Origin of the sequence: Pseudomonas sp. UBA6310, from assembly GCF_002438225.1 — a bacterium.
GTDB classification, from domain to species: Bacteria; Pseudomonadota; Gammaproteobacteria; order Pseudomonadales; family Pseudomonadaceae; genus Pseudomonas_O; species Pseudomonas_O kuykendallii.
Genome location: NZ_DJTK01000055.1, coordinates 1 through 17,145, shown reverse-complemented (window position 1 = coordinate 17,145; position 17,145 = coordinate 1). Strand labels below are relative to the sequence as shown.

The following is a 17,145-nucleotide window of genomic DNA, read 5'->3' as shown; positions in this document are numbered from 1 at the left end:
CAGACGGGAAACGCGCACGAGAGTCATCAAGAGTCATCCACTGCCACCGCGGGTGGCTGGTTGTTGCATACGGGGACGCTGCGTGAAAAAGCCGCAGCGTCTCGGCTGCTTATGATCCTTTAAACCGGCGCACAACTCCAGTGCGACCCACCGGTCGATTTCGCTCAGTATGCCACCGGAGCCGCGCGCGACGGGAGCTGCAGCCGGGGCGAAATCGCTTCCGGCTGTGTCCGCAGGCTACGGGGCCAACGGCTCGACCAGCAGCGAGTCGACGCGCTGGAAGCCACGCGGCAGCTTGTTGCCGCGGCGCCCACGCTCGCCCTTGTAGTGCTCCAGATCGCTGGCCTTGAGCGACAGCACGCGCTTGCCGGCCTGCAGAACGAGGGTCGACCCAACCGGCAGCACGGCCAGGTCGGTGAGGTATTCCTCGCGGCTGGCGACACGGTCCCCGGGGATGCCGATGATCTTGTTGCCCTTGCCCTTGGCCAGTTGCGGCAGGTCACGGACCGGGAACAGCAGCAGCCGGCCCTCGGTGGTCACCGCCGCCAGCCAGTCCTGGTCGCGATCGGCGAGCGGCCGCGGCGCCACCACCCGCGCGCCGGCGGGCAGCGAGAGCAGCGCCTTACCCGCCTTGTTCTTCGCCTGCAGGTCCTCGCCCTTGACCACGAAGCCGTAGCCGGCATCGGAGGCGATCACGTAGAGCGCCTCGTCCTCGGGCAGCAGCACGCACTCGAAGCTGGCGCCTGGCGGCGGTTGCAGGCGGCCGGTGAGCGGCTCGCCCTGGCCGCGCGCCGAGGGCAGCGAATGGGCGGCCAGCGAATAGCTGCGCCCGGTGGAGTCGATGAACACGGCGAACTGGTTGGAGCGCCCGGGCGCGGCGACCTTGAAGCCGTCGCCGGCCTTGTAGGAAAGCCCGGTGGCGTCGATGTCGTGGCCCTTGGCGCAGCGCACCCAGCCCTTCTCGGAGACCACCACGGTCACCGGCTCGGTGGGCATCAGTTCGGTTTCCGAGAGCGCCCTGGCTTCGGCGCGGGCGACGATCGGCGAGCGGCGGTCGTCGCCGTACTTCTCGGCGTCCTCGAGCAGCTCCTTGCGCACCAGCTTCTTCAGCTTGGCCTCGCTGCCGAGCAGCGCCAGCAGCTTCTCACGCTCCTTGGCCAGCTCTTCCTGCTCGCCACGGATCTTCATTTCCTCGAGGCGCGCCAGCTGACGCAGGCGGGTGTCGAGGATGTAGTCGGCCTGGGTATCGCTCAGCTCGAAGCGCTGCATCAGCACCGCTTTGGGATGTTCCTCGGTACGAATGATGTGGATCACTTCGTCCAGGTTGAGGAAGGCGATCAACAGGCCTTCCAACAGGTGCAGGCGCTTTTCCACCTTGTCCAGGCGGAACTGCAGGCGCCGGCGCACGGTGTTGACGCGGTAGACCAGCCATTCCACCAGCAACTGGCGAAGGTTCTTCACCGACGGCTTGCCGTCCAGGCCGATGACGTTGGTGTTGACCCGGTAGCTGGACTCCAGGTCGGTGGTGGCGAACAGGTGTTGCATCAGCTCGTCGGCATCCACGCGGTTGGAACGCGGGATGATGACGATGCGGCAGGGGTTCTCGTGGTCCGATTCGTCGCGCAGGTCGGCGACCATCGGCAGCTTCTTCGCCTGCATCTGCCCGGCGATCTGCTCCAGCACCTTGGCTCCGGAGACCTGGTGCGGCAGCGCGGTGACGACGATGTCGCCGTCCTCGACGCGGTAGACGGCGCGCATGCGCACCGAGCCGCGGCCGGTCTCGTAGAGTTTCAGCAGGTCGGCGCGTGGCGTGATGACTTCCGCCTCGGTCGGGAAATCCGGGCCGAGGATGTGCTCGCAGAGCTGCTCCACCGTGGCGTTCGGCTCGTCGAGCAGGCGCACGCAGGCGGCGGCGACTTCGCGCAGGTTATGCGGCGGCACGTCGGTGGCCATGCCCACGGCGATCCCGGTGGTGCCATTCAACAAGAGGTTGGGAAGCCGCGCCGGCAGCGTCGCCGGCTCGTCCAGGGTGCCGTCGAAGTTTGGCACCCAGTCCACGGTGCCCTGGCCGAGCTCGCTGAGCAGCACCTCGGAATAGCGCGACAGGCGCGCCTCGGTGTAGCGCATGGCGGCGAAGGATTTCGGATCGTCCGGCGCGCCCCAGTTGCCCTGGCCGTCGACCAGCGTGTAGCGGTAGCTGAACGGCTGGGCCATCAGCACCATGGCTTCGTAGCAGGCCGAATCGCCGTGCGGGTGGAACTTGCCGAGCACGTCGCCGACGGTGCGCGCCGACTTCTTGTGCTTGGAGTCAGCGTCCAGGCCCAGTTCGCTCATCGCGTAGACGATGCGGCGCTGCACCGGTTTCAGGCCGTCGCCGATGTGCGGCAGGGCGCGATCCATGATCACGTACATCGAGTAGTTGAGGTAGGCCTGCTCGGTGAAGTCGGCCAGGGAGCGGCGCTCCACGCCTTCCAGGCTCAGGTCGAGGGTTTCGCTCATCGGGTCTATTCCTGGGTTCTGTTCGGTGTATAGCGGCGCAGCACCAGGGTGCCGTCGCGCTGGGTGAATTCGAGTTGGCGCAGCGCGCTCATGCCGAGCAGCACGCGCTCGCCGTCGAAACCGGGCGCCACCAGGGCGCGCACGTCCTGGAGCACGATGTCGCCGATGCGCAGGCTGCGCAGGCGGGTGCGATAGCCCTCGCCGCGGCCGTTGGCGGTCATCAGGCCGACCGCTTCGCCGCGTTCCAGGCCAAGGCGCTCGGCCACCGACTGAGGAATCGCCACGTCGGTGGCGCCGGTGTCGAGAAGGAAGCTCACCGGCTGCTGGTTGATCTGCCCGCTGGCGATGAAGTGCCCGCGGCCGTCGCCGGCCAGCTGCACTTCGACGTAGTTCTCGGCATGCCGCGACTGCGGTGCCTGGTTGGGGTTCTCCCGCGATGCCTGCCACTCGCCGAAGAAGCGCGTGGCCAGCAGCAGGCCGGCGCCCCAGGCGAGCACCAGCATCACCCGGCCGATGCGCTGGCCCGGTCGCTGCGTGCTCACGGGTTCGCTCCCCAGCCCCTGGCCGGTGCGGCGAAGCGCCAGAGGATCGGGCGGTCCTCGCCATCCCCGCGGGCGTGCTTGCCATTGTCGAGCATGATCCAGGCGCCATTGGCGTCCACCACCAGGCCTTCGGCCATGCCCCAGGTCTTGCCGTAGTCGCGCGCCTCGGTCAGCCCTTCCCGGGCGAACGACCAGCAGCGCTCGGCGTCGCCGTGCTTCAGCGAGCGCCGGCAGATGCGATAGGTCGCGCGTTCCAGGGTGTAGAGCTTGCCGTCGAAGAGCGAGAGGCCGGAGAAGTCGCGCGGCATGCTGTCGCCCTTCGGCGTGTCCTCGCGCCCGCCTTCGCTCATCAGCACGCAGCCGTCGCTGCACACCCAGGCGCCGCTCTTGCGTTTGCGCAGGGCCAGCAGGCCACGCTTCTCGCGCTCGGCGGCGAGCCACAGGCGATCGCCCTCGGGATTGATGACGATGCCCTCGAACAGGCTGTTGTACTGCTGCAGCATGCCACTGGCCCGCGCCTGGCGAACCAGCGCCGGGGGCAGCGGCAGCCAACTCGGCGGCGCCGCCAGCGGTATCTGCAGCACGGCGGCCTGGCTTTCGCTGACCAGATAGCGGTTGCCCGCCGTATCGCAGGCCAGGCCTTCGAAATCGAGCTCGCCGCCGCGCATCTTGCCGAGCACCCAGGCGCTGCTGCGCAGGCCGGCAGACAGCCCGACGTCCGGCGCCGGCGGGGCGACGAAGGTTTCCACCTCGACCTGCCACGGTTCGCCGCCGGCCTGGGGAATCAGCCGGTACAAGCGGTCGTCCTCGCGATCGGAGACGGTCCACAACGAATCGCCGCAGCGCTCCAGGCCGGAGAGATTGCCCGCCGGCACGCCGTCGATGACGTGCTCGTCGAGCAGCGTCAGTTCCTCCAGCTCGGCGGCGGCGCAGGGTTGCAGCAGGATCAGCAGCGGCAGAAGGGCGAGGACCGCGCGCGCGCCTGGGATCACACCAGGACCTCGGCGAGGTTGCCCTTGGACTCCAGCCAGCTCTTGCGGTCGCCGGCGCGTTTCTTCGCCAGCAGCATGTCCATCATCTCGCGGGTCGCGTCGAAGTCTTCCAGGGTCAGTTGCACCAGGCGCCGGGTGTTCGGGTCCATGGTGGTCTCGCGCAGCTGCAGCGGGTTCATCTCGCCGAGGCCCTTGAAGCGGGTGACCTGCGGCTTGCCGCGTTTCTTCTCGGCGCTCAGGCGTTCGAGAATGCCGTCGCGCTCCGCCTCGTCGAGGGCGTAGTGAATTTCCTTGCCCAGGTCGATGCGGTACAGCGGCGGCATCGCCACGTAGACGTGCCCGGCATCCACCAGCGGGCGGAAATGGCGGACGAACAGCGCGCAGATCAGCGTGGCGATGTGCAGGCCGTCGGAGTCGGCGTCGGCGAGGATGCAGATCTTGCCGTAGCGCAGCTCGCCCAGGTCCGGCGAGCCGGGGTCGACGCCGATGGCCACGGCTATGTGGTGCACTTCCTGGCTGGCGAGCACTTCGCCGCCATCGACTTCCCAGGTGTTCAGGATCTTCCCGCGCAGCGGCAGGATCGCCTGGAACTCCTTGTCCCGCGCCTGCTTGGCCGAGCCGCCGGCGGAATCGCCCTCGACCAGGAACAGCTCCGAACGCATGGGGTCCTGGCCGGCGCAATCGGCCAGCTTGCCGGGCAGCGCCGGGCCCTGGGTGATCTTCTTGCGCTCGACCTTCTTGCCGGCCTTGAGGCGGCGGCCGGCGTTGCTGATCGCCAGCTCGGCGAGCTGCAGGCCCAGCTCGGGGTGGGCGTTGAGCCACAGGCTGAAGGCGTCCTTGACCACCCCGGAGACGAACGCAGCGGCCTCGCGGGAGGACAGGCGCTCCTTGGTCTGGCCGGAGAATTGCGGCTCCTGCATCTTCATCGAGAGGACGAAGGCGATGCGCTCCCAGACGTCTTCCGGGGCCAGCTTGACGCCGCGCGGCAACAGGTTGCGGAACTCGCAGAACTCGCGCATGGCGTCCAGCAGGCCCTGGCGCAGGCCGTTGACGTGGGTGCCGCCCTGGGCGGTGGGGATCAGGTTGACGTAGCTTTCCTGCACGCTCTCGCCGTCCTCGGGCAGCCACAGCAGCGCCCAGTCCACGGCCTCCTTGGTGCCCGCGAGGGAACCGACGAAGGGCGCGTCGGGCAGGCGCAGGTGTTCGGAGACCGAGTCGGCGAGGTACGAGCGCAGGCCGTCCTCGTAGTGCCACTCGACCTTCTCGCCGCTGGCCTTGTCCTCGAAGCTCACCGACAGCCCCGGGCAGAGCACGGCCTTGGCCTTGAGCACGTGCTTGAGGCGGCTGATGGAGAACTTCGGCGTATCGAAGTACTTCGGGTCCGGCCAGAAGTGCACGCTGGTGCCGGTGTTGCGCTTGCCCACCGTGCCGACCACTGCCAGGTCGCTGGCCTTGAAGCCGTCGGCGAAGCTCATCAGGTACTCGCTGCCGTCGCGCTTGACGCGCACTTCGACGCGGGTCGACAGGGCGTTCACCACCGAGATGCCGACGCCGTGCAGACCGCCGGAGAACTGGTAGTTCTTGTTCGAGAACTTGCCGCCGGCGTGCAGCTTGGTGAGGATCAGCTCGACCCCGGACACACCCTCTTCCGGGTGGATGTCCACCGGCATGCCGCGGCCGTCGTCCATCACTTCCAGCGAGTTGTCCTCGTGGAGGATCACCTGCACCGAGCGGGCGTGGCCGGCGAGGGCCTCGTCGACGCTGTTGTCGATGACTTCCTGGGCCAGGTGGTTGGGCCGCGAGGTGTCGGTGTACATGCCCGGGCGCTTGCGCACCGGGTCGAGCCCGGAAAGGACTTCGATGGCGTCGGCGTTGTAAGTGGCCATGAGCTCTCGTGGTCTAGATGTCGGAAAAATCGCTGTCGCGCCAGTGCCGCGGATCGAACCCGGCGAAGTGCAGGAGCGCCGGCAGGCGCTCGGCGAACCCCTGGAAGCCATGGTCGCCACCCGCCTGGATACGCAGCGCGCAGCCGCGGTAGTAGGCCTGGGCGTGGCGGTAGTCGAGGGTTTCGTCGGCGGTTTGCAGCCACACCTGGTAGCGCTGCGCATCGTTGGGTGCAGGCACTTCCAGCTCGGCCAGGGCATCCACGTGATCCTGGGTGAGTTCCCAGGTCTCGCCGCTGTAATGGTTCGTCTGCGGCCCGAGATGACCGTCGAACAACCGGTGCGGGCTGACCGCCGGGTTGATCAGCAGGGCCTTGAGGCCATGGCGCTCGGCGAGGTGGGTCGCATAGTAGCCGCCCAGCGAGCTGCCGACCAGCACCGGTCGGCCCAGCTCGGCGATCAGCGCATCGAGCGTGGCGATGGCTTCGCGCGGATGGTGGTGCAGCGCCGGAACCCGCAGCCGGTCGCTCCAGCCGAGGCGTTCCATGGCCCGCGTCAGTTGGCTCGCCTTGAGCGAATCGGGCGAGCTGTTGAGACCGTGCAGATAGAGAATGGAAGTCGTCATGGGGTGGGGAGGCTACAAGTTCGGGCGTAGCCGCCGCAAGCGTCGCGCCGTCAGTAACCCTTGATGCTGTAGTCGACGACGAAGTCGATGCCGGTGACCCGCGACACGCCGGTCTCCAGGCTGCCGTCGTCGTTCAGGCGCAGCCAGCGGTAGCCGGGCGCCAGACGGTCGACCTGGAACGCCTCGCTGCCCGGCGCGAACTGCACGCAGGTCGAGGGCGACGCCAGCAGGCGCACGCCGTTGCGCTGCTGGTCGAACTCCTGATGCACGTGGCCCCAGAGCAGCGCGCGCACCTGCGGAAAACGGTCGGTGACGGCGAACAGCGCCGCCGGGTTGCGGACGCCGATCGGCTCCATCCAGCGGCAACCGATGGACACCGGGTGGTGATGGAAGCTGACCAGCACATGGCGCTTCGCGGCGCCCTCCAGGGCCTCTTCCAGCAGGTGCAGCTGCGCGTCGTCGAGATGCCCAGGCACGGCGCCGGGGATGGTGCTGTCGAGCAGGATCAAGCGCCAGGCGCCGATGTCCACCACCGCGTCGAGCAGGTCGGTGCCGGCGCAGGCTTCGCGCATCGGCGCGCGTTCGTCGTGGTTGCCGGGAAACCAGCGCGCCGGCGCGTCGATCGCGGCGCTCATCTGGCGGAAACGCTGGTACGACGCCAGCGAGCCGTCCTGCGAAAGGTCGCCGCTGGCGAGCAGCAGATCGATCCGCGGCTGCTCCTCGAGCACCCGCTCGATGACCCGTTGCAGGCTGTCCGCGGTGTCCATGCCCAGCAGCTTGCCGTCCGCCTCGGCGAAGAGGTGACTATCGGACAACTGCACCAGCAGGACCGACGAGTCGGCATGGGTTGACAGGCGCGGCAAGGCTGTCTCCTTCGAGCGAAAGTTTCGGGATTATGGTGTCTGGGGCGCGGGCGGGCAAACCATGAAGGGGACGCAGGTCACAGTTGGCGCGACAGCCCGTCGCAGAAGTGGCTGCGCGGCCCCGCAAACGAGTGGCAGCGGCGGCGCGCGGACCTGGCGCCACGATGCGCCACGGTTTGGGGCTCCGTACTAGATCTGCCGCTCCAGTTCGTGCCCGCAGGCCAGGCAATGGCTCAGCCACTCGCCGAGGAACAGGTTGAGCTGGCTCTTCTCGTCGGGCTGGTGCATGTCGGCATTCGGGTAGGGATAGATGCCACGGAAGCGCCGGGCCTTTTCCGCACAGATCACCTCTGCCATGCGCGCGTCGTGATAGACGCGCACCTCCAGCCGCGGCACCGGCAGCCACGGCAGGCTGTGTTCCTGGCGAACCTGCAGGGTGGTGGTGTACGGGCCGGCGTCGAGCACTTCGAGGGCGAGCACGCCGAGCAGGCGTTCGCCCTGGCTCAGGGCGACCCGGCGCGCGCCGTTACCGTCGCGCATCGACGGCAGGAGGCGCATCAGCCGGGCGTAATTCGCCTCGCAGGTGGCCTGCAGGCCGGTCAGATCGACCCGGTAACGTTCACGCAGCAGATTCAAGACCAGAGCCCCCGAACTTCATTTCGATTCAAGGCCAGCCATTGCAAGGCGATGATGCTGGCAGCGTTGTTGATGCGGCCATCCTTGAGCAACTGCAAGGCATCGGCGAACGACAGCAGGTGCACGCGAATGTCCTCGCCCTCCTCTTCCAGACCATGCACGCCGCCGGCGCCCTCGCTGTCGCAGCGCCCCACGTACAGGTGAACCAGCTCGTCGCTGCCGCCGGGAGAAGGAAAATAGGTGGTGATCGGCCAGAGCGCGCCGAGCGTCAGCCCGGACTCCTCGACCGCTTCGCGGCGCGCCACCTCCTCCGGCTCCTCGGCCTTGTCGATCAGGCCGGCGACCAGCTCGAGCATCCAGGGGTTCTCCGACTTGTCGAGGGCGCCGACGCGGAACTGCTCGATCAGCACCACGCGGTCGTGCTTCGGGTCGTAGGGCAACACGCAGACGGCGTCGTGGCGGACGAACAGCTCACGACTGATCTGAGGTCCCATCGCCCCGGAAAACTGCCGGTGACGCAGATGCAGGCGGTCGAGCCGGTAGAAACCCTGGAAGCAGTTTTCCCGCTCGACGAGTTCCACCGCACCGGCGTCGGGCTTGAAGGTATCGATCATGCTCGGCTCGCTTGCTGGTTAATGTTCGCGCCATCCTAACGCGCCCGATCGGCAGGCGCAGCCCTTTGCGGATTAACCGCGGCCTGTGTTATTCGTCACCCGATCCAGAGGCCGCCCAGGCGAACTCGGGCCACTTCGGGCAATCGAAGACCGCACCCTAACCGACTGTGCAAACCACGATGAATTCCCTACCTTTCGCGAAACCCTTCTGCCTCGCCGGGCTGGTCCTGGCGCTCGGCGCCTGCCAGACCTTCACGCCACCGCCCAAGGACAAACCGCTCGAAGCCCAGCACATCGCCTGGGAGCATCGCTCCGCCGGCTGCCAGGCCAGCGACTGTGCGCTGATCAACGTCGACACCTTGCGTTTCATCGACGAACCGGCCCTCACCGAGTTGATCGAAAAGCGCCTGCTGGCGATGACCGACGACTCGCCGGACCGCGCGCCGGCGGCCACCCTGCAGGATTACGAGAAGGAATTCCTCACCCGCGCCGATGCGCGCTGGGCGACCTATCTGCAGGCGAAAGTAATCGACCAGCATGGCCCGTTGACGGTGGTCGAGCTTTCCAGCTACCTGGAAACCGGCGGCGCCCACGGCATGCCGGGCCGCGGCTTCATCAACTACGACCGCCAGCAGGACCGCGCCCTGACCTTGCAGGACGTGCTGCTGCCCGGCCAGGAGGAGGCCTTCTGGCGCCTCGCGGCGCAGGCGCACCAGCGCTGGCTGGCCGAAAACAAGTTCGTCCAGGAACCCGGATTCGCCGCCAACTGGCCGTTCCAGCGCACCGACAACGTCGCCCTGAAGAAGGATGAAGTGCTGCTCAAGTACCCGGTCTACAGCATCGCGCCCTACGCCGCCGGGCATCCGGAACTGCACCTGCCGTATGCGCAGCTGCAGGGCATCCTGCAGCCGCAGTACCTGCCGAAGAAGTGACGCGCGGGGCGCCTTGCGCGCCCCTCGCCTAGCTCATGCGACCGCGGACGCCTGCCGGCCGCGACGCGACCAGCCGAACGCGAGTTGCAGCACGCCGGCGAGCAGCAGCGATGGCAGCGTCGCGCCGACGTCCGGCGCCAGCTGCGCCAGCAGGTGGTAGGTGAACGCACCGCACGCCCAGGCGACCAGCGCATCCCAGCGCAAGCCAGCCGGCGCCACGGCGGCGCGGCGTTGGCGCAGCACGAAGTGGTCGATCAGCACCACGCCGAACAGCGGCGCGAACACCGAGCCGATCATCAGCAGGAAGTTCTGGTACTCCGCCAGCGGCGCGAACAGCGCGATCAACGTGCACAAGGTGCCGAGGCCCAGCGCCAGGTGCTCGACCTTCAACGCCACCAGGGTGCCGCTGGACACCGCCGCCGAGTGGATGTCGGCGAAGGCGTTCTCCGACTCGTCGAGCAGGATCAGCAGCAGCGGAATCCCCAGGCCGGCGCCGGCCAGCGCCAGCAGCAGGGCGTTCATCTCGCCGCTCGGGGCGAAGGCCAGGGTGTAGGCGACGCCCAGGCTCATCAACCAGACGTTGCCGCAGAAGAACCCTGCCGCGGTGCCGGCGAACACCCGCCCGGCCGCCTTGCCGAAGCGCGAGTAATCGGCGATCAGCGGCAACCACGACAGCGGCATGGCGATGGCGATGTCGAAACCCAGGGCGAACGGCAGCGAACCGTCGCCGGCGCGCGCCCACAGCGCGCCCAGGTCGGCCTTGTCGAAGAGGTTCCAGGTCAGCCACAGGCAGGCGCCGAGCAGCAGCCAGATGCCCCACTTGCGCAGCACCCGGCGCACGAAGGTCAGCGGGCCGGTCACCGCCAGCAGCGTGGCCAGTGCGCCGAAGAACAGCGTCCACAGCCACGGGCTGGTCAGCACGCTGCCCTCGGCGAACAGCTTGCCGGCCAGCAGGCTGGCGGCATCGCGCATGACGATGATCTCGAATGCCCCCCAGCCGACCAGTTGCAGCAGGTTGAGCAGCGCCGGCAACACCGCACCGCGACTGCCCAGGCTGAGCTTCAGCGCGGACATCGCCGACAATCCGGTATCGGCGCCGATCACCGCCACCGCGCCGAGCAGCAACACGCCGACCGCGGTGCCGAGCAGGATCGCGCCGACGCCGCCCGCCAGGCCGAGGCCCGGCGCCAGCAGGCCGCCAAGCTGCAGCACCATCAGCCCGATGCCGAGGGAGAACCACAGGGAAAACAGATCGCGCGCGCCCAGCACGCGTTGGGCGGCGGGGACGGCAACGCCGGGGGAATAGGTGCCGGAAGGAAGAGGCATCGTAGGGGGCTCGTTCAGGTGAGTGACGGCTGCGGACTGGCCGCAGCGCTGCGTATTCGCAGGGTGGATGACGCTCTATCCCTCCACCGCGCGGCCTGCCTGGTGGACGGTAAAAGCGTCGCCCACCCAAGCGCATCAGACCTGCTTGTAGATCACCGACCCCTCGCCCTTGAAGCGCTCGGCCTGCTCGCGAAAACCCGCCTCGACCGCCTTGCTCTCGTCGGAGAGGCCGTTGTCCTTGGCATAGTCGCGGACTTCCTGGGTGATCTTCATCGAACAGAACTTCGGCCCGCACATGGAGCAGAAGTGAGCGACCTTCGCCGAGTCCTTCGGCAGGGTTTCGTCGTGGTAGGCGCGGGCGGTGTCGGGGTCCAGGCCGAGGTTGAACTGGTCTTCCCAGCGGAATTCGAAACGCGCCTTGGACAGCGCGTTGTCGCGGATCTGCGCACCGGGGTGACCCTTGGCGAGGTCGGCGGCGTGGGCAGCGATCTTGTAGGTGATGATCCCGGTCTTCACGTCATCCTTGTTCGGCAGGCCCAGGTGCTCCTTGGGCGTGACGTAGCAAAGCATGGCGCAGCCGAACCAGCCGATCATCGCCGCACCGATGCCCGAGGTGATGTGGTCGTAGCCCGGCGCGATATCTGTGGTCAGCGGGCCGAGGGTGTAGAACGGCGCCTCGTCGCAGCATTCGAGCTGCTTGTCCATGTTCTCTTTGATCAGTTGCATCGGCACATGGCCGGGACCTTCGATCATGCACTGCACGTCGTGCTTCCAGGCGATCTTGGTCAGCTCGCCGAGGGTTTCCAGTTCACCGAACTGCGCGGCGTCGTTGGCGTCGGCAATCGAACCGGGGCGCAGGCCATCACCCAGGGAGAAGGACACGTCGTAGGCCTTCATGATTTCGCAGATATCTTCGAAATGGGTGTAGAGGAAGTTTTCCTTGTGGTGGGCCAGGCACCACTTGGCCATGATCGAGCCGCCACGGCTGACGATGCCGGTGACGCGCTTGGCGGTCAGTGGCACGTAGCGCAGCAACACGCCGGCATGAATGGTGAAGTAATCCACGCCCTGCTCGGCCTGCTCGATCAGGGTGTCGCGGAACAGCTCCCAGGTCAGGTCCTCGGCCACCCCGTTGACCTTTTCCAGCGCCTGGTAGATCGGCACAGTGCCGATCGGCACCGGCGAGTTGCGGATGATCCACTCGCGGGTTTCGTGGATGTGTTTGCCGGTGGACAGGTCCATCACCGTGTCCGAACCCCAGCGAATGCCCCAGGTCAGCTTGGCCACTTCTTCTTCGATGGACGAGCCCAGGGCGCTGTTGCCGATATTGCCGTTGATCTTCACCAGGAAGTTGCGGCCGATGATCATCGGCTCCAGCTCGGTGTGGTTGATGTTCGCCGGGATGATCGCGCGGCCGCGGGCCACTTCGTCACGGACGAACTCGGCGGTGATCTCCTTCGGGATGCTGGCGCCGAAGCTGTGTCCGGCGTGCTGCTGGTCGAGCAGGCCGGCGGCGCGGTGTTCGGCCAGTTTCATGTTCTCGCGGATGGCGATGTATTCCATCTCGGGCGTGATGATGCCCTGCCGCGCGTAGTGCATCTGGCTGACATTCCTGCCGGGCTTGGCGCGGCGCGGGTTGCGCACGCGGGCGAAGCGCATCCGCGTCAGTTCGGGATTGGCCAGGCGCTCCTGGCCGAACCGCGAACTCAGCCCGTCGAGCAGCTCGGTGTCGTCGCGATCCGCGATCCACGCCGAACGCACGTCGCCCAGGCCCTTGCGCACGTCGATCTGCACGGCCGGATCGGTGTAGGGGCCGGAGGTGTCGTAGACCAGCACCGGTGCGTTGATCTCGCCACCGAAGGCGGTCGGCGTGACGTCCAGGCTGATTTCGCGCATCGGCACGCGGATGTCCGGGCGGCTGCCTTGCACGTAGATCTTCTGCGAACGGGGAAACGGCTGGATGGACTGCTGGTCGACCCGAGCGCTGTCGCTGAGGTTGGCACGGTCGTCTTGTTGTTGTTTTACGGTCATCGGCTGGCTCCTGGCTGAATGTCGGAGCGAACCTGATGAAGCAGAGGTGCACCGGGACCGGTGCCGAGAGGAGCCGCCATGGGGCGAGCACATCTTGTTCCCTACGCAGGCCTTAACCTGATCAGGTTCAACGGGATCCGGAACTCTCCGATCTCAGCCTCCGATTCGAGGCACCCCGACAAGAACGGCCCCAGTCTAAACAACCCCCGACGATAAAACCAACCCCGGCGCAGGGTCATCGCCCGGAGGTTAGATGATGATTTGTCATCAACCCCGGCACAAATGGCCGGAGAGCCCGCCAATCAACGGCCATGGGGCGCTTGACCGGCATGGGTGGTGCACTTAGCCTTGCCGCTCTCGAAACGAATCTAGGAACGATCATGCTGCGCAGACTTTCGCTGGCTGTCGCTGTGGCTGCAGCTTCCTCCGGCCTGGCTCAGGCACAAGAAGTGCCCCTCTCCAGCAAGACCGACCTGGTCACCGTCTATCAGGAAGCCGTCAACAACAATGCCGACCTGGCCGCCGCCCGTGCGCAGCTCGCCGCCCGCCAGGAACTGGTGCCCCAGGCGCGCGCCGGCCTCCTGCCGTACCTCAGCGCCGGCGCCTTCACCGGCGACACGCGGACCAAGGTCGATACCAGCGCCGGCAGCCAGAAGGTCGATCGCAACGCCTTTTCCTACCAGGCCAACCTCAGCCAGCCGCTGTTCCGCGCCGACCGCTGGTTCCAGCTGCAGGCCGCCCAGGCGACCAGCGAACAGGCCGCGCTGGAGTTTTCCGCGACCCAGCAGAACCTGATCCTGCAGACCGCCGAGACCTACTTCGCGGTGCTCCGCGCGCAGGACAACCTGGCCGCCACCAAGGCCGAGGAATCCGCCTTCAAGCGCCAGCTCGACCAGGCCAACGAGCGCTTCGACGTCGGCCTGTCCGACCGCACCGACGTGCTGCAATCCCAGGCCGGCTACGACACCGCGCGGGCCAACCGGATCATCGCGCAGCGCAACGTCGACGACGCCTTCCAGGCGCTGATCACCCTGACCAACCGCGACTTCCCGGCCGTCGAGGGCATCCGCCACACCCTGCCCGTGCAGACGCCGGTGCCGAACGACGCGAAGTCCTGGGTCGACACCGCCGCGCAGCAGAACCTCAACCTGCAGGCCGTCAACTACGCGGTCAACGCCGCCGAAGAAACGCTGCGCCAGCGCAAGGCCGGCCACGCACCGACTCTGGATGCCGTCGCCAGCTATGAAAAGGGCGACAACGACGCGCTGGGCTTCAGCAACTCCGGCGCCAACGAGGCGCTCGGCGCCGCGGCCGGGATCAATCTTCCGCGCTACAACGGCGACGTCGAGCAGACCAGCATCGGCGTGCAACTGAACATCCCGATCTTCAGCGGCGGCCTGACCAGTTCCCAGGCCCGCGAGGCCTACCAGTTGCTCAACCAGGCCGAGCAGCAGCGCGAAAGCCTGCGCCGCCAGGTGGTACAGGACACCCGTAACCGTCACCGCGCGGTGAACACCGACGTCGAGCAGGTCTCCGCCCGGCGCCAGTCCATCGTCTCCAACCAGAGCGCAGTGGAAGCCACCGAGATCGGCTACCAGGTCGGCACCCGCAACATCGTCGACGTGCTCGACGCGCAGCGCCAGCTGTACGCCTCGGTGCGCGACTACAACAATGCGCGCTACGACTACATCCTCGACAACCTGCGCCTGAAACAGTCCGCCGGCACCCTCAGCCCGGCCGATCTGGAAACCCTGGCCAGCTACCTCAAGCCCGACTACGATCCGGACCGCGACTTCCTGCCACCCGACCTCGGCGCCACGGAGCGCGAGCAGCGCAACAAGACGCCGCAGCTCTGAGCAACACGCACGTAAAAAAGCCCGGCAAATGCCGGGCTTTTTTACGCGTGGAACATACGCATGCGCCCACTGACGTAGGGTGGGCCGCGCCCACCGCAACGGAGACCGGCGACACACCGCCCGGCGGGTTACGGCGCCAAGCACCGCAAACGCCCGCACCCGCACCGCACGCCTAACCCACCCTACAGAAGCGCCACACCTCGACGTAGAGTGGGCCATGCCCACCGCAACGGAGCCCGGCGAAACACCGCCCGGTGGGTTACGGAGCCAATCACCGCAAACGCCCGCACCCGCACCGCGCGCCTAACCCACCCTACAAAAGCGCCCACCTCGACGTAGGGTGGGCCATGCCCACCGCAGCGAAGCCTCGCGACACACCGCCTCGGCTAATCCAGCAACCGCCCCAGCCCCGCCAGCAGCCGCCCGAGCGCGCCCTCGTTGGTTCGCATCACGCGCAGGCCGGCGTCGGTCATGGCCTGGGCCTGGGCGCGGTCGGCGAACAACCCGTCCAGCCGGTCGGCCAGGGCATCGCCATCGGCAACTTCCACCAGCGCGCCGGCTTCGCGCAATTGCCCGGCGATGTCGAGGAAATTGAACAGGTGCGGACCGCTGAGCACCGGTTTACCCAGCGCGGCGGGCTCCAGCAGGTTGTGCCCGCCGTTCGGCACCAGGCTGCCGCCGACGAACGCCAGGTCGGCCAGCGCGTAGAGAAACAGCAGCTCGCCCATGGTGTCGCCGACCAGCACCGAGGTTTCCGCGCCCGGGCGCTCGCCGGTGGACCGCCGCACGCTGCCGAAACCGCTCTGCCGGCACAGCTCGAACACCGCGCCGAAGCGTTCCGGGTGGCGCGGCACCAGGATCAGCAGCGCATCGGGACGGCGCGCCAGCAACCGCCGATGCGCGGCCAGCAGCACCTCGTCCTCGCCCGCGTGAGTGCTGGCGGCGATCCACAGTGGCCGCGCCGTGGCCTGCCACGCCTCGCGCAACGCGGTGGCGCGCTCGACCAGCGCCGGGTCGATGCTCAGGTCGAACTTGATCGATCCGGTCACCTCGACGCACTTCGCCCGCGCGCCCAGTTGGCGGAAACGCTGCGCCTCCACCTCGCTCTGCACCGCGATCAGCGCCAGCTCGGCGAGCATCGGCGCGGTGAGCCTGGCGAAACGCGCATAGCCCCGCGCCGAGCGTTCGGACAGCCGCGCATTGGCGAGGGCCACCGGGATGCCGCGGCGGGCGCACTGGTGGATGTGGTTCGGCCACAGCTCGGTTTCCATGATCACCGCCAGCCGCGGCCGCAGCCGGCGCAGGAAGCGCGCCGCCGCCCAGGGCAGGTCATAGGGCAGGTAGCAATGGGCGACCTGATCGCCGAACAGCGCGCGGATGCGCTCGGAGCCGGTGGGGGTCATGCAGGTGACGGTGATCGGTAGCTCCGGGTAGCGCTGGCGCAGGGCGCGGATCATCGGCGCCGCGGCGATGCTTTCGCCCACCGACACCGCATGCACCCAGATGCCGCCGGAAGCGACCTCGGGCAGCGCCAGCGCGAAACGCTCGCCGATGCGCTGGGCGTAGGCCGGAGCGCGGCGCGCGCGCCAGAACAGGCGGGCGACGATGATCGGCAGGGCGAGGTGGAAAATCAGGCTGTAGAGGCGTCTGTTCATGGGCGCGCAGCGTAGCAAAAAACCGGCGGAATTTTCCGCCGCCGCGTGCGCCGGGCGACACCGCACGCCGACGGGCCGAACCCGGCCCTGCGAACGCGGCGCAGCGGTTAGAATCCGCCGCTCGATAAGGAGTCCCGAACATGACCGGTTACCTGTATCTCGGCATCGCCATCGCCGCCGAAGTGATCGCCACCACGTCGATGAAGTCGCTCGCCGGCTTCAGCAAGCCACTGCCGCTGGCGCTGGTGATCTGCGGTTACGGCCTGTCGTTCTGGATGCTCGCGCTGGTGGTGAAGAGCATTCCGGTCGGCATCGCCTACGCGATCTGGGCAGGCCTGGGCATCGTCCTGGTGAGCATCGCCGCGGCGCTGATCTACGGGCAGAAACTCGATCTACCGGCCATCGCCGGCATGGCCCTGATCGTCGCCGGCGTGGTGGTGATCCAGCTGTTCTCCGCCAGTACCGGCCACTGAGCGGGTTCCGGCGTCTGCTTTGTCGCAGCTTCCGGCAGGCGACAGGCAGCGGTTTATACTCCCCTTCCGCTTCGAACGACGAGCCCTCGAATGTCCAACGCTTTGCATACCGATGTCCTGATAGTCGGCGGCGGTGTCGCCGGCCTCTGGCTCAACGCCCGCCTGCGCCGCGCCGGCTATTCCACCGTGCTGGTGGAAAGCGGCGCGCTCGGCGGCGG

The 17,145-nt window shown here is 67.7% G+C and carries 15 protein-coding genes and 1 riboswitch; of the genes, 4 read left to right on the top strand and 11 right to left on the bottom strand.

All coding sequences use genetic code 11. From position 1 onward, the window contains the following. Positions 1-237: 237 nt before the first annotated feature. From parC to B3E91_RS13255, 8 genes are all read right to left on the bottom strand, one after another. Positions 238-2,499, bottom strand: a complete 2,262-nt coding sequence (gene parC, locus B3E91_RS13290; protein WP_287029860.1) for a DNA topoisomerase IV subunit A — start codon at positions 2,497-2,499, stop codon at positions 238-240. Between the two features lie 5 nt (positions 2,500-2,504). Beyond that, positions 2,505-3,041: a retropepsin-like aspartic protease family protein gene (locus B3E91_RS13285; protein ID WP_273229933.1), complete on the bottom strand. Its 537-nt coding sequence runs from the start codon at positions 3,039-3,041 to the stop codon at positions 2,505-2,507. Then, positions 3,038-4,033 (bottom strand): esterase-like activity of phytase family protein, encoded by a 996-nt coding sequence (locus B3E91_RS13280; protein ID WP_287029859.1) that lies wholly within the window; start codon positions 4,031-4,033, stop codon positions 3,038-3,040. The genes B3E91_RS13285 and B3E91_RS13280 overlap by 4 nt, the downstream gene beginning before the upstream one ends. Next, on the bottom strand, positions 4,030-5,919 hold the full coding sequence (parE, locus tag B3E91_RS13275) for a DNA topoisomerase IV subunit B (RefSeq protein ID WP_287029858.1): 1,890 nt from the start codon (positions 5,917-5,919) through the stop codon (positions 4,030-4,032). The genes B3E91_RS13280 and parE overlap by 4 nt, the downstream gene beginning before the upstream one ends. Positions 5,920-5,932: 13 nt before the next feature. Continuing rightward, a complete protein-coding gene (locus tag B3E91_RS13270) occupies positions 5,933-6,541 on the bottom strand; it encodes a YqiA/YcfP family alpha/beta fold hydrolase (protein ID WP_287029857.1) in 609 nt (202 codons plus the stop codon). A gap of 50 nt (positions 6,542-6,591) precedes the next feature. After that, on the bottom strand, positions 6,592-7,404 hold the full coding sequence (gene cpdA, locus B3E91_RS13265) for a 3',5'-cyclic-AMP phosphodiesterase (protein ID WP_287029856.1): 813 nt from the start codon (positions 7,402-7,404) through the stop codon (positions 6,592-6,594). Between the two features lie 189 nt (positions 7,405-7,593). Continuing rightward, entirely contained in the window at positions 7,594-8,046 is a 453-nt protein-coding gene (locus B3E91_RS13260; protein ID WP_090225836.1) for a DUF1249 domain-containing protein, read from the bottom strand. Continuing rightward, positions 8,037-8,654 (bottom strand): NUDIX domain-containing protein, encoded by a 618-nt coding sequence (locus B3E91_RS13255; protein ID WP_287029855.1) that lies wholly within the window; start codon positions 8,652-8,654, stop codon positions 8,037-8,039. The genes B3E91_RS13260 and B3E91_RS13255 overlap by 10 nt, the downstream gene beginning before the upstream one ends. Positions 8,655-8,833: 179 nt before the next feature. Here B3E91_RS13255 and B3E91_RS13250 point away from each other — a divergent pair, with 179 nt between their 5' ends. Then, a complete protein-coding gene (locus tag B3E91_RS13250) occupies positions 8,834-9,586 on the top strand; it encodes an RsiV family protein (RefSeq protein WP_287029854.1) in 753 nt (250 codons plus the stop codon). Positions 9,587-9,619: 33 nt separating this feature from the next. Here B3E91_RS13250 and cytX read toward each other — a convergent pair whose 3' ends face one another. Then, complete coding sequence (cytX, locus tag B3E91_RS13245; protein ID WP_287029853.1) at positions 9,620-10,912, bottom strand: putative hydroxymethylpyrimidine transporter CytX; 1,293 nt, start codon at positions 10,910-10,912, stop codon at positions 9,620-9,622. Positions 10,913-11,047: 135 nt separating this feature from the next. Next, positions 11,048-12,943: a phosphomethylpyrimidine synthase ThiC gene (gene thiC / locus B3E91_RS13240; protein ID WP_287029852.1), complete on the bottom strand. Its 1,896-nt coding sequence runs from the start codon at positions 12,941-12,943 to the stop codon at positions 11,048-11,050. 81 nt (positions 12,944-13,024) lie between these two features. Next, positions 13,025-13,131: riboswitch (TPP riboswitch) on the bottom strand. Positions 13,132-13,323: 192 nt separating this feature from the next. Between thiC and B3E91_RS13235 the strand changes: the two genes are divergently transcribed. Further along, positions 13,324-14,799, top strand: coding sequence for a TolC family outer membrane protein (locus B3E91_RS13235; RefSeq protein ID WP_090225824.1), 1,476 nt, complete (start codon positions 13,324-13,326; stop codon positions 14,797-14,799). A gap of 386 nt (positions 14,800-15,185) precedes the next feature. Here B3E91_RS13235 and waaA read toward each other — a convergent pair whose 3' ends face one another. Continuing rightward, the gene (gene waaA / locus B3E91_RS13230) at positions 15,186-16,454 is read right to left on the bottom strand and encodes a lipid IV(A) 3-deoxy-D-manno-octulosonic acid transferase (protein ID WP_287029851.1); all 1,269 of its coding nucleotides are present in this window, start codon (positions 16,452-16,454) and stop codon (positions 15,186-15,188) included. Between the two features lie 140 nt (positions 16,455-16,594). On the opposite strand from waaA, the gene B3E91_RS13225 reads away from it, so the two are divergent. Together B3E91_RS13225 and B3E91_RS13220 are read left to right on the top strand one after the other, a co-directional pair. Beyond that, a complete protein-coding gene (locus B3E91_RS13225; protein ID WP_090225819.1) occupies positions 16,595-16,927 on the top strand; it encodes a DMT family transporter in 333 nt (110 codons plus the stop codon). Positions 16,928-17,017: 90 nt separating this feature from the next. Continuing rightward, positions 17,018-17,145: FAD-dependent monooxygenase (locus tag B3E91_RS13220; protein ID WP_287029945.1), on the top strand; the 128-nt coding region annotated here is incomplete at its 3' end.

Bases quoted from the DNA above. Each gene is read 5' to 3' on its own strand.
- parC (WP_287029860.1), bottom strand. From the start codon at position 2,499: ATGAGCGAAACCCTCGACCTGAGCCTGGAAGGCGTGGAGCGCCGCTCC.
- parE (WP_287029858.1), bottom strand. From the start codon at position 5,919: ATGGCCACTTACAACGCCGACGCCATCGAAGTCCTTTCCGGGCTCGAC.
- B3E91_RS13270 (WP_287029857.1), bottom strand. From the start codon at position 6,541: ATGACGACTTCCATTCTCTATCTGCACGGTCTCAACAGCTCGCCCGAT.
- B3E91_RS13255 (WP_287029855.1), bottom strand. From the start codon at position 8,654: ATGATCGATACCTTCAAGCCCGACGCCGGTGCGGTGGAACTCGTCGAG.
- B3E91_RS13250 (WP_287029854.1), top strand. From the start codon at position 8,834: ATGAATTCCCTACCTTTCGCGAAACCCTTCTGCCTCGCCGGGCTGGTC.
- cytX (WP_287029853.1), bottom strand. From the start codon at position 10,912: ATGCCTCTTCCTTCCGGCACCTATTCCCCCGGCGTTGCCGTCCCCGCC.
- thiC (WP_287029852.1), bottom strand. From the start codon at position 12,943: ATGACCGTAAAACAACAACAAGACGACCGTGCCAACCTCAGCGACAGC.
- B3E91_RS13235 (WP_090225824.1), top strand. From the start codon at position 13,324: ATGCTGCGCAGACTTTCGCTGGCTGTCGCTGTGGCTGCAGCTTCCTCC.
- waaA (WP_287029851.1), bottom strand. From the start codon at position 16,454: ATGAACAGACGCCTCTACAGCCTGATTTTCCACCTCGCCCTGCCGATC.
- B3E91_RS13225 (WP_090225819.1), top strand. From the start codon at position 16,595: ATGACCGGTTACCTGTATCTCGGCATCGCCATCGCCGCCGAAGTGATC.